The 16,610-nt window shown below is 46.8% G+C and carries 12 protein-coding genes; 1 reads left to right on the top strand and 11 read right to left on the bottom strand.

The window, feature by feature from the left end:
- Positions 1–74: 74 nt before the first annotated feature.
- From VT06_RS09295 to VT06_RS09245, 11 genes are all read right to left on the bottom strand, one after another.
- Positions 75–1,712, bottom strand: coding sequence for a S8 family serine peptidase (locus tag VT06_RS09295; protein ID WP_046554016.1), 1,638 nt, complete (start codon positions 1,710–1,712; stop codon positions 75–77).
- Between the two features lie 307 nt (positions 1,713–2,019).
- A complete protein-coding gene (gene lnt / locus VT06_RS09290; RefSeq protein ID WP_235357398.1) occupies positions 2,020–3,549 on the bottom strand; it encodes an apolipoprotein N-acyltransferase in 1,530 nt (509 codons plus the stop codon).
- Between the two features lie 35 nt (positions 3,550–3,584).
- A complete protein-coding gene (locus VT06_RS09285) occupies positions 3,585–4,457 on the bottom strand; it encodes an HlyC/CorC family transporter (protein ID WP_046554014.1) in 873 nt (290 codons plus the stop codon).
- A 48-nt stretch (positions 4,458–4,505) separates the two neighbouring features.
- Complete coding sequence (ybeY, locus tag VT06_RS09280) at positions 4,506–4,967, bottom strand: rRNA maturation RNase YbeY (protein WP_046554013.1); 462 nt, start codon at positions 4,965–4,967, stop codon at positions 4,506–4,508.
- Positions 4,967–5,971: a PhoH family protein gene (locus tag VT06_RS09275; RefSeq protein ID WP_046554072.1), complete on the bottom strand. Its 1,005-nt coding sequence runs from the start codon at positions 5,969–5,971 to the stop codon at positions 4,967–4,969. The genes ybeY and VT06_RS09275 overlap by 1 nt, the downstream gene beginning before the upstream one ends.
- 25 nt (positions 5,972–5,996) lie before the next feature.
- Positions 5,997–7,421, bottom strand: coding sequence for a tRNA (N6-isopentenyl adenosine(37)-C2)-methylthiotransferase MiaB (miaB, locus tag VT06_RS09270; RefSeq protein WP_046554012.1), 1,425 nt, complete (start codon positions 7,419–7,421; stop codon positions 5,997–5,999).
- Positions 7,422–7,560: 139 nt separating this feature from the next.
- Positions 7,561–8,409, bottom strand: coding sequence for a DMT family transporter (locus tag VT06_RS09265; RefSeq protein ID WP_046554071.1), 849 nt, complete (start codon positions 8,407–8,409; stop codon positions 7,561–7,563).
- Between the two features lie 50 nt (positions 8,410–8,459).
- Positions 8,460–13,007 carry an EAL domain-containing protein gene (locus VT06_RS09260; protein ID WP_235357397.1) on the bottom strand — a complete coding sequence of 1,516 codons (4,548 nt, stop codon included), beginning with the start codon at positions 13,005–13,007 and terminating at the stop codon, positions 8,460–8,462.
- Positions 13,008–13,162: 155 nt separating this feature from the next.
- The gene (locus tag VT06_RS09255) at positions 13,163–14,125 is read right to left on the bottom strand and encodes a cobalamin biosynthesis protein (protein WP_046554011.1); all 963 of its coding nucleotides are present in this window, start codon (positions 14,123–14,125) and stop codon (positions 13,163–13,165) included.
- A gap of 2 nt (positions 14,126–14,127) precedes the next feature.
- Positions 14,128–14,838: a 5'-methylthioadenosine/S-adenosylhomocysteine nucleosidase gene (gene mtnN, locus VT06_RS09250; RefSeq protein WP_046554010.1), complete on the bottom strand. Its 711-nt coding sequence runs from the start codon at positions 14,836–14,838 to the stop codon at positions 14,128–14,130.
- A gap of 98 nt (positions 14,839–14,936) precedes the next feature.
- Entirely contained in the window at positions 14,937–15,833 is an 897-nt protein-coding gene (locus VT06_RS09245) for a pirin family protein (RefSeq protein ID WP_046554009.1), read from the bottom strand.
- Positions 15,834–16,059: 226 nt separating this feature from the next.
- Between VT06_RS09245 and VT06_RS09240 the strand changes: the two genes are divergently transcribed.
- Positions 16,060–16,596, top strand: coding sequence for a membrane protein (locus tag VT06_RS09240; protein ID WP_046554008.1), 537 nt, complete (start codon positions 16,060–16,062; stop codon positions 16,594–16,596).
- Positions 16,597–16,610 lie beyond the last annotated feature (14 nt).

The raw sequence follows: 16,610 nt of genomic DNA, 5'->3' as shown, positions 1-16,610 counted from the left end.
GAGTATAGTGCGAGTCTTTTACGTTATAAAACAATAAGCCGGCAGTAAACCGGCTTATTGTTTATGTTAGCAATTTAACCGCATTTTCTTGGGCCGCCTTTACATGGCGCTGGTTCGGTACCGCCACCACCACCTGTGCCGCCACCAGCGCAACCATTGGCCGTCAGATAATCGTATGCGGCTTTAGCTTTAACAATGCCATAGCCGAAGTATACGTCTTTACCCGCTGCACCAGCATCTTGAGCCGAAGCTTTTAAGGCATTGCGGATTTCAGTACCGCTACAACTTGGGAAGTTAGACCATACCAAAGCGGCCACGCCCGCTACTGCTGGTGTTGCCATTGAAGTGCCGCTCATATAGCCGTAATCACTGCCTTCAATTGTTACGGTCATGCTGCTAGCTGCTAACAGCGCAGAGCGATCTTCCAGTGCAGCACCTACCGCAGGAATAGAGGTGGTGTTGGCGGTGCCTTCACCTAAAGTTCCGTACAGCATGCCAGCTGCGTTATTAATAAGCACGGCACCGATACCGCCTGAGGTTTCGCAGTTTTTCACTTTGTCATGGAATGAAATAGTGCCGCGGTCGATTACGCACACTTTACCGGCAGCGCCACTGTTGGTGCTGGTCGCTTCGCCCATAAAGAAGGTGCTACCAGTTGCTGAACCGGTGTTTTCCATCGCAGATGAGGCAAACGCGCTAGTACCTGCATACAGTGATGAAGATGTTGCGCCATCAGCAGGGTAAGTAGACAGGGTGTCTACGCCGCCGGCAGTTACTTCGACACAGATGGTTTCATCATTGGTCGCATTTTTACCTTTGCCGCTGCTGCAGCTTGGGAACTGCGAGAAATCAGCAATAGCGTTATTGCCGTCATTCGCGCCAATCATCATTACTGACGGATAACCGGCAGGGTAAGAGCGGGTAGTGTTACCATCGTTACCGGCTGCGGCCAGCACTAAGCCACCGTTATTGGTAAAAGTAGCAAAGGCATTAGACTCGGTACTGTTAGCACCACCACCGCCTAAGCTCATGGTAATAATATTGGCACCGGCTGTGGTACATTTCTGTGCTGCAAAAGCCAGGTCGGATGAATAACCCCAGCCGGCAGCATTAAATACTTTAATAATGTGCATGGCGACACCAGGAGCCATTCCTACCACGCCAACGCCGTTATTTGCAGCACCTACCGTACCTGCTACGTGAGTACCATGTGGGCCGCCATTTACGTCCCAATTACCCGTGCCAGAGTTATTGTCACCACTAATATTGCCCCAGTCAAAATCGATGTTAGAGCGGTCCAGTCCAGAGTCTATAACACAAACTTTCATACCCGCACCCAGGTTTAAAGCAACTTGATTGGCCTGCGACTGATACACCGCATAGGGGGTTAACTGCTCCGTCATAGGGTTACCCAAGTCATCATTGTACACTGCCAATGGCTTACGTAACTGGTCTTCTTCTACTAACGTAATATGTGGATTATTTAACAGCCCTTTGATTTCACTTAATGATTTGCCGCTGAATTGCGCCGCAATAAAGCCATCCGCATCAACTTTTACGTCACCGCCAAGTTGTTTGGTCAGCGCTTTAACCACGCCTTTTTTGCTGTTATCAACCTGAATAACAACCCGATCAGATGCTGCCACAGCAGCAGTAAAACCCATCGCCAGCAGGGTGGCGGTCGCGATGGTAGATAATTTATTAAACTTCATTTAGGTACTTCCTCTGGATTTTGTTTCAATCAGTCATATTGCTGATTTTATCTGATGCTTATAGCGCTTTAATAGCGCTTTATCGCATTGCTGTTTTATTCAGCATGAACAAAGTTTTTTCACAGAAAAAGCACCAATGCAACCATAAATGAAAAGTTCCCGAAAAGTGTTGTTTTGTGTAATTTCTATGCTAGGGCTTAACTAAACATTTGTTACAATTTGTAATTCAGCTGATTTTTATCAGGCGTACAACCTTAAAAAAGTGTAGAGCTTTAGCAGTTTAGGTGGCTGGGTGACGCAATTAAAATCAAGACTGGCGAAAATGACGATGCAGCCATCCGCTAGCTAGGAATACTGTCAGAAATAACGCCAAGGGCCAATCGCCAAAGCGGCTATACCAAGTATGGCCGATGCTAAGTGGTACAGTGTCCAGCAATACGGCTTCTTTAAACTGCGGTAACCGCTGCCGGATGCTGCCATCGGCATTTATTGTGGCGGTAATGCCGTTATTGGTAGCACGCAAAACCGGTTTGCCAAACTCGCGGGCGCGCATTTGGGCAATTTGTAAATGTTGATGCGGGCCAATACTGTCACCAAACCAGGCATCGTTGCTTACTGTTAAAATAACATCAGTATCGTTAGTTAGGTTCGCCCGAATTTGCCTGGGAAAGGCAATTTCAAAACAAATGGCACTAAGCAAGTGATAACCGTTGGCCAGTAAATTTGGTTGCACAAAACTGCCCCGGCTAAAAGAGCTCATGGGCAAGTCAAAAATAGGGGCCAAAGCACGTAGCCAGTTTTCCATTGGCACAAATTCGCCAATAGGCAGTAAATGATGTTTACTAAAACGGTTGTTATGGCCATAAAAATATTGGCCTTCAGTTGCCTCGGGCTTATCTTTACCCAGCACAATTAAGTTATTCCAGGCTTGTTCTGTTTTAAGGTTATAGTCAAGAATACCGGTAACAACAGCCGTATTGTTATAAAATGCCGCTCGGTTCAGGTTGTCCAGAAAGGCTTCAGCCAGCGGTTCTAATTGCGGTATAGCGGCCTCGGGCCAGATCACAATATCAGCATTGACGAAGTGTGGCCGGGTAAGGTCAAGATACTTCAGCATGGTGAGCCATTCTTGCTCTGGCTGCCAGCGTAACTCCTGTTTAATATTACCTTGAACCATTACCACGCTAATGCTGCGATCACTGGTGTGCCAGCCTTTCATCCTATCCAATAACGGAGCGCTTGCCAGTACTACTGCTGCCAGAACCAGTGGCACAATTCTGTGTAATAGCGTTGGCGTTAAAAGCGATGGCGTTAATAAGGGGGCTCTCTGGTATACCCGCGCCAGCGCGGCAGCGCTGGCGGCAAGTATAAAACTAATACCCGTTTCACCAATCAGGGGTGCGTAAGGGGCTAAACCAGCAGAGGTTTGGCTATAACCGAGCGACAGCCAGGGAAAACCAGTAAATAACACGCTTCGCAGCCATTCAACCGCAACCCACACTGCGGCAAACGTGAGTACACCGTGGCGTAAACGGTAACTAAGCAGTGCCGCCAGGGCCGGAAACAATGCCAGATAGCTAACTAACAGGGCCATAAGCCCCAGGCTTGCTGCCAGTGGTAAGCCACCAAACTGCTCAATACTGACGTGGACCCAGCTAATACCAAACCCAAACCAACCCAGACCATAAATAAAACCGGCCATAGCCGCTAGCCGCCAGCTACGGGCCCGGTTGATCACCGCGCTTAACAACGCTAAAGTAAAAAACGGCAGCCACCAAAAAGTAAATGGGGCAAAAGCTAAGGTATTTAACGCACCGGCGCCGCTTAGCAGTAGCACAACAAAGGTGGTTTTAGCGGTAACAGTAGCGATGATTAGGCGTCCTCAGCAGCAACAGGCTCTTTTGCTTTAATAACCTGCAGTTGCAGCAGGCGACGGCTATTGGCTTTACTGACTTTAAAGGTCAGATCGCCCAGTTGAATGCTTTCGCCGCGCTCAGGCATATGGCCAAAGGCGTGCAACACTATGCCGCCAATAGTATCAGCATCTTCTTCGTCAAAGCCGGTACCAAAACTTTCATTAAACTCATCCAGTGGCGTCAGGGCACTGACTTGGAACACCCGGGAAGCCATTTTTTTAATGTCGTTATCTTCTTCGTCGTCGTGCTCATCTTCAATTTCGCCAACAATCTGTTCCAGAATATCCTCAATGGTAACCAGCCCAGATACACCACCATATTCATCCACAACAATGGCCATATGGTAACGCTTTTGCCGGAACTCTTTTAACAGTGCATCAACCCGCTTACTTTCCGGAATAATAACGGCAGGGCGCAGAAAATCACGAATATGCCAGTCAGTTTGATTTGGGTTAAGGGCGAATTGCAATAAATCTTTTACCAGTAAAATACCTTCGACGTGGTCTTTATCTTCGTTAACCACCGGATATCGGCTGTGGTTATTTTCCAGCAAAATGGGTAAAAAAGCGCTAACTGGCTGTTCAATGTCGATGGTGGCCATTTGCGAGCGCGGCACCATAATGTCGCGTGCCCGCATTTTTGATACATCTAACACGCCTTGCAGCATGCTTTTCGTATCACTATCAATAAGTTGGCGCATTGCTGCTTCGCTTATTATCTCGACCAGATCTGAAATATCCTGTGGTTCTGCACTAAAAATACTGGCGATACGCTCTAACCAGGTTTTGCCGGCAGAACCGCGGCTAGAGTGGGGGTTGTCGTCACTCATTCGTGAACTTATGCTCCATGATTAATAATAATTAAGCGTAAACAGGCCCTAGTTATCATCTAACAAATAGGGATTATTTATACCAAGACTAGCCAGGATCTGAATTTCTTCGGCTTCCATTTCTTCAGCATCGCTGTCATTTATATGGTCAAACCCCAATAAATGCAAGCAACCGTGCACCACCATATGAGCCCAGTGGTGGTTAAGTACTTTTTGTTGCTGGCTCGCTTCGCTCGCAATAACCGGCGCACAAATAACTATATCGCCCAGCAGCGGCAATTCCATGCCAGGAGGTGCTTGAAATGGGAAGCTCAGTACATTAGTGGATTTGTCTTTACCACGATATTGCAAATTAAGTTGCTGACTTTCCGGGTTATCGACAATGCGCACCGTGACTTCTGCTTCGGTTTGAAACGGTTGAATAGCGGCGTTAATCCAGCGCTCAAAATCATGTTCTGTTGGCAATTCGGCATGGCAGCTGGCCAGTTGTAAATCCAGTACGATGCCCATTATTCAGTTTTGGCCGATAATTTTTCCAGTTCGTGCGCTTCATAAGCTTGCACAATACGCTGCACTATGGGATGTCGTACCACATCTTTCGCAGTAAAAAAGTTAAAACTAATTTCGTTAACGTCAGATAAAACATCGATAGCATGTTTCAAGCCAGAGTATTGACTGCGTGGCAAGTCAATCTGCGTTACATCGCCGGTGATCACTGCTTTAGCACTAAAGCCAATGCGGGTTAAGAACATTTTCATTTGTTCCATGGTGGTGTTCTGGCTTTCATCTAAAATAATAAAAGCATCGTTAAGGGTGCGACCACGCATGTAAGCCAGTGGCGCAATTTCAATAATGCCACGTTCCAGGTATTTTTCTACTTTTTCAAAACCAAGCATTTCAAATAGCGCGTCGTACAATGGCCGCAAGTAAGGGTCTACTTTTTGCGCTAAATCGCCAGGTAAAAAACCAAGCTTTTCTCCCGCCTCTACTGCTGGTCGGGTTAACACAATACGTTTAACCTTGCCACTTTCTAAAGCGTCAACCGCACAAGCTACTGCGAGGTACGTTTTGCCTGTGCCGGCCGGGCCAACCCCAAAACAGACATCGTGCGCAAGCACATTAGCCACATAGCTTGCCTGATTAGGATTGCGGGGTTTCACCAGCCCTTTTTTCGTTTTCAGGCTGAAATCGCGGGCACTGTCATGTTGTTCTTCATACTGAATGTCAAAATTTTCACTGATGGTTAGATGAACCTGTTCCGGGGTAAGGTCCTGAGCTTGCTGGCGCGTGCCAGACGTTAGCTGAAACAATTTCAGTAAAACCTCGGTGGCCGCGCCAACATTGACATCGGGACCGGCAATTTTAAACACATTATCGCGATAGCTGATATCAACCAGCAAGCGACGTTCAAGGTGCTTTAAATTATCGTCATAAGGGCCACAAAGTTGTTTTAACCTATTATTGTCGGCCGGTTCCAGAACCAGTTCTGCTACGTTCACGTTATCAGTGTTCAATTGTGCACTCGCGGTTATGGCCGGCTCAGGGCGTAAAAGTAGCGACACCCAAAGGGTCAGCTTTGGGTTGTCTGGCTAAAATTTGGGCCGGTGCCACTTGGCGGCGCAAGCCCATTTCAGCTTCAGTCCGGATTAAATTACCACGGAGTGAGTTACTAAACACATCAGTAATTTTCACATCAACAAACTGGCCAATCATCTGTGGCGAGCCTTCAAAGTTAACTACCCGGTTGTTTTCTGTGCGGCCGGTCAGTTCCATAATATTCTTTTTGGAGGGGCCTTCAACCAGAATGCGTTGCTCAGTGCCCAGCATATTGCGGGCTATTTTCAGTGCCTGCTGGTTAATCCGGTCTTGTAAAATATACAGCCGCTGTTTTTTTGCATCATCGGTAACATCATCAGGTAAGTCGGCTGCCGGGGTGCCAGGGCGGGCACTGTAAATAAAACTAAAGCTCATATCGAAGTCGATAGCCTGAATAAGGTCCATGGTGGCCTGAAAATCAGCATCGTCTTCACCGGGAAAGCCAATAATAAAGTCTGACGACATGCTTAAATTAGGCCGCACTTTTTTCAACTTACGAATTTGGGCCTTATATTCCAAGGCGGTATGGCCACGCTTCATCAGGTTTAGGATCCGATCTGAGCCCGATTGTACCGGCAGATGCAAGTGGTCTACCAGCTCTGGTACGTCACGGTATACTTCGATAATGTCGTCGCTAAACTCGATAGGATGCGAGGTGGTATAGCGCACACGGTCAATGCCATCAATCGCCGCCACTAAACGCAATAGTTCTGAGAAGTGGCAAGTCACCCCATCATAGGTGTCGCCACGGTAACCGTTAACATTTTGCCCCAGCAGGTTTACTTCACGCACGCCCTGGGCAGCCAGTTGGGCTATTTCAAACAATACGTCGTCCAGCGGCCGGCTGACTTCTTCACCACGGGTGTAGGGTACGACACAAAAGGTACAGTATTTAGAGCAGCCTTCCATAATCGACACGAAGGCGGTTGGCCCATCGGCTTTAGGTTCTGGCAGGCGATCAAATTTTTCAATTTCAGGGAAAGACACATCGACCACTGGCGAGTGTGAACCGCGGACTGAATTAATCATTTCAGGTAAGCGATGCAACGTTTGTGGACCAAAAACAATATCAACAAAGGGTGCACGATCGCGGATGGCTTTGCCTTCCTGCGACGCGACACAGCCACCAACACCGATAATTAAGTCAGGGTTTTTTTCTTTTAAAGGACGCCAGCGACCCAGTTGATGGAACACTTTCTCCTGAGCTTTTTCGCGGATAGAGCAAGTGTTTAGCAAAATTACATCGGCTTCTTCCGCTATGTCAGTCAGAGTATAGCCATGTGTTGCATCCAGCAGGTCTGCCATTTTCGATGAATCATATTCATTCATCTGGCAGCCCCAGGTTTTAATGTGCAGCTTCTTGCCCATTGTTGATTGTTACCTGTGTTGTCGCTTAAAAAAAGGAAACTATTTTAGCGTGTTCTTTGCCGCAGTACCAGTATCGTTGGCAAAAGCTTTGTAGCAAGCCATTTTTCTATCTCTACACGTATTTACGTTACAAGCTGTATTAAAAAAGGCGTTGGCGGGTAGTGACATAACCGGCATAAAAAATGACGATAACCCCGGCTACCCAACCCCAGGTTACCGGCTCTTGCCAAAAAAAATAACCAAAAGCACCGGCAAATAATACGCTGCTGTATGTCCACATGCCAATATCACTGGCTGGGGCAATAGCAAAGGCATTGGTCATTGCCAGCTGGCCAATTGCCGCCAGAATACCCATACCAATAAATGCCAGCCATACACTGCCTGGCAAAGGTTGCCAATAAAAAGGTACCGGAATGGCAGACATTAAGGCCGTTAGTAACGAAAAGTAAAATACTATTCGTACCGCCGATTCTGTGCTGGCCATCGCTCGAATGGTCGTTTTAGTAATGGCAACCAAAAAAGCTGAAAATAACGCTAACAAAAGCACCATATTAAGGCTTGGATCGGGGGTAGGCAACGCCAGGACCACACCAATAAACCCCAGCACAATGCCAATGCGGGTAGTGCGGCTGGGGCGTTCATTTAACCAAAAACGGGCCAGTATCGGCACAATGAAAGGCGATGACATAATTATCATCATCGCCTGCGCTAAAGGCAATTGCGATAACACATAAAAAAAACAATACATTGATATTAAGCCAGTAAGCGCTCGGCTTACATGCAAATACCAGCGTTGAGTTTTTAACATGACGAAGCCATGACGATATAAAAACGGTAACATTAACAATAAGGCAAACAAGTTGCGAAAAAACACAATTTGTACTTCGCTGGCCATATCGCTGGTGTATTTAACAATAGCTCCAATGCCAGCAAAGCAAGCTTCGGCCAGCAACAGTAATAGTGCGCCTTTTAGCAGGTGAGGTTGCATAGCGTTCCCGGCAACGAAGGGTTCAGGCCGCGCAGTATAACAGGCCGCAATTAAAGTTGCTGTTGCCAAAATACCGTAATTTGTGCTGCGCTAAGCGGTTTAGAGAATAAATAGCCTTGGATCAGCACACAATGTCGCTCGGTAAAAAAGGCCAGTTGCTCGGGCGTTTCAACGCCCTCCGCGATGCAATAAATGCCCAGGCTATTAGCCATGCTAAGCATAGCATCGATAATGGTTTCATCGTTTTTATCAATGCCAATATCACTTACAAAACTGCGGTCAATTTTTATCGCATCAATCGGTAATTGTTTCAAGTATTTCAGTGACGAGTAGCCGGTGCCAAAATCGTCCAGTGCTAGCTGAATACCTAGCGCATTTAACGCCAACATGGTTTCAATAGCACTTTGCGGATCATTCATCAGTGCACTTTCAGTTACCTCAAACCTTAAGCAGCTGGCGGGCAATTGATATTTGCTCAAAAGATTGGCGGTATGGCTAGCCAGATTAGTTTGCTCTAAATGTTGGGTAGCTAAATTAACCGATAAGTAGATGTCGATACCGTTGGCACGCCATTCGCTTAAATCAGCCAGGGCCCGCTCTAATAACTGCTGAGTCATGCTGATGATTAAGCGCAATTCTTCTGCCAGTGGAATAAATTCAACTGGAGAGACAACGCCATCGGTACTTTGCCAGCGCATCAGTACTTCTGCACCAACCATTTTTCGCTGTTTGCTGTCGACAATAGGCTGGTACACATTAAAAAACTCATTATTTTGATGCGCCTTTCGCAAACGAGTTTCCCGGGCCAGTTGCATATGGGCTTTAATGTTCATTTCATTGGTAAAAAACTGAAAGTTATTTCGACCGGCTTCTTTGGCATGATACATCGCTACGTCGGCATGTTTTAGCAGCTCTTGTGCTGTTAAGGCATCGTCCGGGTACAGGGCGATACCAATACTGGGTGAAACACCAACGGTATGTGGCCCTAATTTCATCGGCTCACTGACGACAGTTAGCATTTTTCGAGCCACCATGCTGACATTTTCACCACGGCGATAGCCTTCTAGCAGCACCACAAACTCATCACCGCCTAACCTGGCAACTGTATCGCGCTCACGCAGAGATAGGCCAAGCCTGCGGGCCACTTCTTTTAATAATAAATCGCCAATGTCATGGCCCAGCGAGTCGTTAACTTGCTTAAATTTATCTAAATCAATAAAACATAAGGCCAGCGATTTTTTCTCTCGCCGTGATTGCTCCATGGCATGCAGAATGCGGTCCATTAGCAAGGCGCGGTTTGGCAAGCCGGTCAGTGCATCATAATTGGCCAGATAACGTAATTCTTCTTCGGCCAGTTTTTGGGCGGTGATGTCGGTAAACACTAACACAAAGAACGCGACCTGTTGTTGCTCACCAATAGCGCTAATGTTAATCAGCGCTGGGCGCTCTCTTCCATCAGGGGTAATGACCAGTTCTTCGCCTTGCCAATGCCCGCCGGCGCTTAATTCACGCAGTAGCCGGGTATAAAAACGTCGCCTAACCAAGCTAATACCTAAATGGTGGCTACGTGGATTGTCTAAATATTGTTCAACACTACCAAAAGCCGCTGAGAATGACTGGTTAGCAGCAATAACACGCTGTTTACTATCAAGAATAACTACCCAATCACGCGTTTGTTGAAAGGCCTCGCCAAACAGTTTGGCCTTTTCCATATTGGCGCGGGTTTCGGTGATATTGCTATAAGTACCGGTGATGGTAAGCACCCGATCTGCGTTATCTAAAATAGTAGCCCGGCCTTGATCCCGGAACCATAACCAGGCGTTTTCTTTATGTTTTAAACGATAAGTTATATCAAAGCTGCCGCTAGGCTGTTGCAAAAAGCGTTGCCATTGTTGCTGATAATTATCACGGTCTTCCGGGTGAATAAGCGACTGATGCTGTTGCATGGTGATGTGATTCATTAAGTCGCCATAGCCCAGCATTAGTTGCATTCTGGAGCTATACAAGGTGTCTTTGCTGGCTTGCCACTCAAACGCACCACTGTCTACTGATGCCAGCGCTTGTTTCAAGCGTTGCTCGCTAGTAGCAATATCCTGATGAGCTTCGGTGATGATCCGCTGTTGCTCGCGGCGTAACCGATACAAGTAATAAAACAGTCCCAAGCTTATTATGGCATAAAGTAGTAACGCCCTAGGGGAACGCCAGGGCGCAGGTTCAATAACAAAGCTTATCGAGCTAACATCACTTTCCAGGCCGGTATGTGGGGCTATAGCCACTATATTAAAGCGATAACGGCCGCTTCTAAGATTTGGAAATACCACTTTATTCGTTTGTTGTTCCGGGTAGTTAATTTTATCGCGGCCTTCCAACCAGAAACGGTAGCGCATTTTATGGTTATCCCGAAAATGCATGGCACTAAATTGAATTTGTATACCAAGATCATCATGGCTAATATTGAAATTCTTATCATTCAAAATATCACTTTGTGCTTTAAAGCTACCGCTTAAGACACGAATATCGGTAATATTCACTTTAGGCCGCGGCTCTTGGCTGGTCAGTTTTTTTGGGTCGACCAGCGTAATGCCGCGCATACTGCCAAAGGCTATACGACCGTCTGGCAACACCGTTGATGCGCCGCCGTTAAACTCATGCACCATTAAACCATCAGCTTTACTAAAATGTTCTATTTGCAGCGTTTTAGGCTGTAATCTGGAAAGGCCACTGTGCGATGAAAACCAGATATCGCCAGCATGGTCTTTTTGCAGCGCATATACTTGCTCTGCTATTAACTTATTTTTGGTAGTGAAATGGTGTGTTAATTTAAGCGACTCGCTGTCAAAACCTAGTAAGCCAATGCCGTTAATGCCGAGCCAGAGAATGCCGTTATTATCCAGCACCATTTGATCAGCATAACGTTGCAACTCAGGTTGGTAAGAGGAGGCCTGATAAAAAAGGCTTATCTTGTCAAGGCGGCTATTGTAGATCCAAAGCTGATCAGCTGTTGCCAGCAGTAGCTCATCCGGTTTACCGGGCAGTGCACCGACAATACCTGCAAAATAATGCATCGGTAACTGCTGAAAAATCTGCAGTTCGGTGACCGAGCCATCGGCTGGGATATAGCGATAAAATGTGCTGTCCTGGCCAAAATATACCTGACTGACCCCTTGCTTATTATCAACGTAAAAATAGTAACTGCTGCTTAATAACCGCCGATTTGCTTCATTCGCCAACGGAAGTGGCAATAATTCACCGTTAACAGTATCAAACAAGTTAAGTCCGGTTGAAGACGTAAACCATAACTGCTGCGGGTTATTCGGGTCTAACATCACTTGTTGTATGGTGCCGGGGTGCCAGACGGCTTTGGCATCGTCAGAAACAAAGTAAGCGAGCGTGACGCTGCTGTCGATATTAAGTTTATTTAAACCGTTGTTGGTACCAAGCCATAAATTATTGTGCGCATCGGCAGTCAGTTGATAAATTTTGTCGTTACTTAGCTGTTTACCAAGAGCAGTCTGGCGGCTGATGTGCTCAAAGGCCAGCGAGCGCGGGTGCCAGTAATAGGCGCCATCATCGCGGGAGGCTAACCAGTAGCCACCAAAATCATCAGCAACCAAGTCCAGAATATTATCGTCATATAGGCCAAGTTGACTATCGCTAAAACGCAGCAGAAATTCCAGGGTATTATCTTCGCTGCTAAAACTAAACAGACCTTGTTCGGTAGCCACTAATGCCTTAGTGCCTTGCCAGTGCATCTGCCAGATATTGTAGTTGGCAATATTTTGCTGGCGTTGTAGTGGCTCAGCATCGCGCTTAGGGTCTTCCAATTGCGCCAGGTCAAGGCTGTACAAGCCTTCAACCGTTCCAATATACAAACGGCCGCCGGCGCTGCTAAGATGTTTTACCTGACGCTGATCTGCATTGACGTCCTCGGTAGCAAGATAAGGTACAAATTGATGCGTGGCAGTGGCAATGTTGTACTGAAGCAGGCCAGTAGTAGCACCGGCGTAGATAAAATTACCATTTAAAAACAACACTCTAAACCACGCGCTTTCGGCATTGTACTCTTTTAAACTAAATAACAGGGTACTCTGGCCGGTTGTTTTATTTAAGCGGTGTACTTCATCGTCGAGGCTAAACAACAGATGATTAGCGTCTTCGTCAATTACATCAAAAATAGCATGATAGCGCTCAACTTCGCCATTGTTAGGCAAAGCCATAAACAAGTTAAACGTACTATTATTATTATCATATAAGTACAATCCGATAGTTTCAGCCGCCGCCCAAATTCGGCCCTGTTTGTCTTCAACAATCCGGCTAAAAGCGATGTCATCTAAACTATGTTCAGCGCCAGACATGCGGCTAACGTTGTTCGCATCGAATCGATTTAAGCCACCAGCGGTGGCAACCCACAAAAAACCATTGCTGTCGATCATCAGATCATACACGGTGCTTTGCGATAAACCTTGATCCGGGGTAAGGGGTTGTAAAAGAGGTGCTTGGGCCAGGCTGTGCCCCGATAAAACTAACAACAAACTTAGCAGCAAGGTTCTGATTAATAACTTACTATAGTCAGGTAACAGATTAACTCTGGATATCACGTAATGTTCCGCCCCGGCCGTTTTATTATACTAAGTAGTGCTACAGCATTGTAGATGCGCTAGACCTTATACCGAGTTCGACGCCAATGTCCAGTGCTCTGTTAGGCGTACTGGTGTAAAGCGACTGTGGGTATTAGCTTAAACTAGGGCAGTAGCTACGGTAGCAATACTATGTTGGCAACATACAGTGCCAGCACACTACTGCATAAAACAATTAACGCTGTTTGCTGTGCATTAATTAATAATAGTGTTCGCCGAATATCCGTTGCTACCGGGTCGTGGTAATGACCAATATTATCCCGCTGTATTTTTATGCCGCCATAATAGGCTGGCCCTCCCAGCTTAATCTGCAATGCACTGGCCCCTGTTGCTAATAGTAGCCGGCATGGCCAGCTAAAATAGCGGTTTCCAGCAGCACGATAAACCTGCCAAGCCTTTATTACGCCGGTTTGAATGGCTATTAGCAGTGCTGATATCAGCAAACCAGGTGCCACGGAAATATGGTAAATAATGCCGGTAGTGCGGCCAAAGTAGCGGTAGTGTGGCAATTTGCTGTTCCATTGCTGCGCTGCGGTTTGAAGCAGGGTAAAGGCTAACACTAACATGCCACCACCGGTTACAAACCATAATAATACCCCAACCTGCGCCGCAGCTTGTTGCTGCAGTAAACTCTCAATACAGGCCTTACTTAACCCCATAGCCGATAAATTATCGCGCTGGCGCAATAACAGGGGTTTAGCCTGATCTTTAGCCAAGCTAAGCTGCTGACGCGAAAGGCTAGTGGCAACAGTGGCAGCTTGTTGCATGGGTTGTCTGCTACCCAGACAAAAGTACAAAAGCAGTGCATCCAGCACCAATGGCAGTTCTGAAATTAAATAAAAGCCATAGGTAATAGCCAGTGGCACAGCCAGCATCAGCATTAACGCTAAGCTACCAGATAGCTGTTGCTGAAAATGGCTGCGGCTAGCATCAGGATGCACCCGGCTTGCCAAACGTCGCAACAGCAGTGCAACCACTTTTAATGGGGCCCTGGCTCCTGGTAAGCTAATCAGGCGGCTAGCAATCAGTGCTAGCAGCGCCAGTATTAACCAGGCGGGCAGGGCATTAAGCCATGGCATAATTATAAGCTGACATTGTGTAATTGGCCGAGTAAGGCGACTACCATTGCCGAGCTGTTTTTTGAGGCAACCTCAAGATAGGCATCAAAGGATACTGGCGACTCTTTACCGGCAATATCGCTTAAGCTGCGGATCACTACAAACGGGGTTGCCAGCATATGGCATACCTGGGCAATAGCGGCGCCTTCCATTTCTACTGCCAACATAGTGGGGAAACGTTCGCGGGTTTGATTTATTCGCAGCGGATCACACATAAAACTGTCGCCAGTGGTAATCAGGCCGCTTTTGGTTTGGCAAAACCCCAGACTGGCAATGGTTTGCTCCGCCGCACTAACCAGCGCCGGGTGGGCCAAATAAGCGGCAGGCATTTGTGGCACCTGGCCGTATTCATAACCAAAAGCGGTAACGTCAACATCGTGATGACGTACTTCAATACCAATGGCAATATCACCTACATTTAACTCCGGATGAAAGCCGCCGGCCGACCCGGTGTTTATAATGCAATCAGGTTTAAAATGATCAATTAATAAAGTTGTGGCTACGGCGGCGGCTACTTTACCAATACCTGATTGAACAATGACCACTTCGCAACCCGCTAGTTGGCCGCGCACAAACTGAAAACTGCCAATTTTCTTACTGCTAACGGCGGTTAACTGCTGTTTTAACAGCGCAACTTCAGGTTCCATAGCACCGATAATACCAAATAATTTCATAACAGGGCCTTTGTGCTAAAAGCGCTAGTATAATGGCCCCTTATCAAAAAATCCTCTGTTTATCACCTTGCTACCTGAAGTTGCAGCGGTGTTGGCCGCTATGCTGGGTTATTTAGCGTAATTTGACTGGCCGGGCCAGCGTTTGTTAAGGTTCCTTGTTGGTAATCTCTGATCGCCTGTTCAATTTCGGCTGCACTGTTCATCACAAAGGGCCCATATTGTACTACTGTTTCTGCAATAGGTTTGGCCGCCAGCAACAATAAACTAACGGCGCTGGCAGCGGTTAGTGTGACATCGCTACCCTGAGTGAGTAAGCCGGCCTGATGTTCTTTTACTTGCTGGTGGTTAGCAGCTGTTTTTACTGTAACTTCGCCACTAAAAGGATACAGCAGCGCATGATGCTGCTCGGGCAGCGTTATGGTAAGTTCGCTACCGGCACTAAGCCTTATATCGTAAAATTGTGGTTCTGTACTTAAGCCATTAATGGGCCCAGCTAATGTGCTGCCTGCATGCTGAAAATTGCCGGCAATTACTTTTACGCGTATGCCTGGCATGGGTTCGGTTTGCGGAATGCGTTCAGGGGGAAGGTCAACGTAGGCTGCTGGTTTCATCTTTTCTGCCGCAGGCAAATTTAACCACAGTTGAAAACCGCGCATTAAGCCTGCTTCCTGTTGTGGCATTTCTGAGTGAATAATACCGCGACCAGCGGTCATCCATTGCACTCCTCCACTTTTTAGATGGCCTTTATTGCCTAAATGATCCTCATGTAGCATATGGCCATCCAGCATATAGGTTACCGTTTCAAAGCCACGGTGTGGATGGGGAGGGAAGCCTTTAATGTAATCGTCGGCCTGCTCGGAGCCAAAACAATCTAGCATTAAAAAGGGGTCAAAACGTAGCTGAGCGTTAAGCCCTATGCTACGCTTAATCTTTACCCCGGCACCGTCTGATACCGATACTGCGGCAATAATCTGCTTTACACTACGTGTACTCATGGTGTGCTCCTGTCAGGCTAATGGCTGTTGCCACTGTTGATACTATTAAAGCGCAATAAAACAGAATTAAAAATGCCATTTTTAGCCATTCTTTGTTCGATTAACCTGAACGGTCGGTACCCATCAGCAAGAAATTCAGCAGCTGTTAAGTCTGAACTTGCATAATGCATGTTGTTTTGAGTCACTGATTTTATCGGCTTATCTTGCAGAAGTAATGGAGTAACACATGAAAAAAATAGTAGCAGTATCCGCCTTGATGGCATTCGCAGTAAGCGCATCGTGTATGGCAAACCCGGTTTGGGATTATGTTGGCGCTGGTTATACTGATGCTGCTGGCGATGGTCCTTATGTTGAAGGGTCGTTCCGCTTAGATCGTAACTGGGTAGCTGACATTAGCCTGGCCCGTTTATCAAAAGGCCCGTTCGATGCAAATCAGCTGAAAGCTGGTTTGAACTACATTACCGGTTTTACTCTGGACTTTTCGCCTAACACCCAAACTTACTTGTTAGGTGGGGTAGAAAACTGGTCTGGTGACGCTGATGAAACCGGTGCTTACGCTGGCTTGGGTATGCGCCATCCGTTAACACCGCAAGTTGAGCTTTATACGGAAGCTACTTACCATACCGTGTATGACAGTCATGGCAGTCTGGCCGGTGGTATTGCGTATTTTTTAAGCCCGGATTGGGCCGTTCGTGGTAATTTAGCGCTGAACAGTGGTGACACTAAAAATGAATTCCGTTTTGGGGTGTCATATCAGTTCTAGCCATTACTACGGTT

The organism is Arsukibacterium sp. MJ3 (genome assembly GCF_000987765.1).
Taxonomy (GTDB): Bacteria; Pseudomonadota; Gammaproteobacteria; order Enterobacterales; family Alteromonadaceae; genus Alishewanella.
This window is presented reverse-complemented; position numbering and strand designations above follow the sequence as displayed.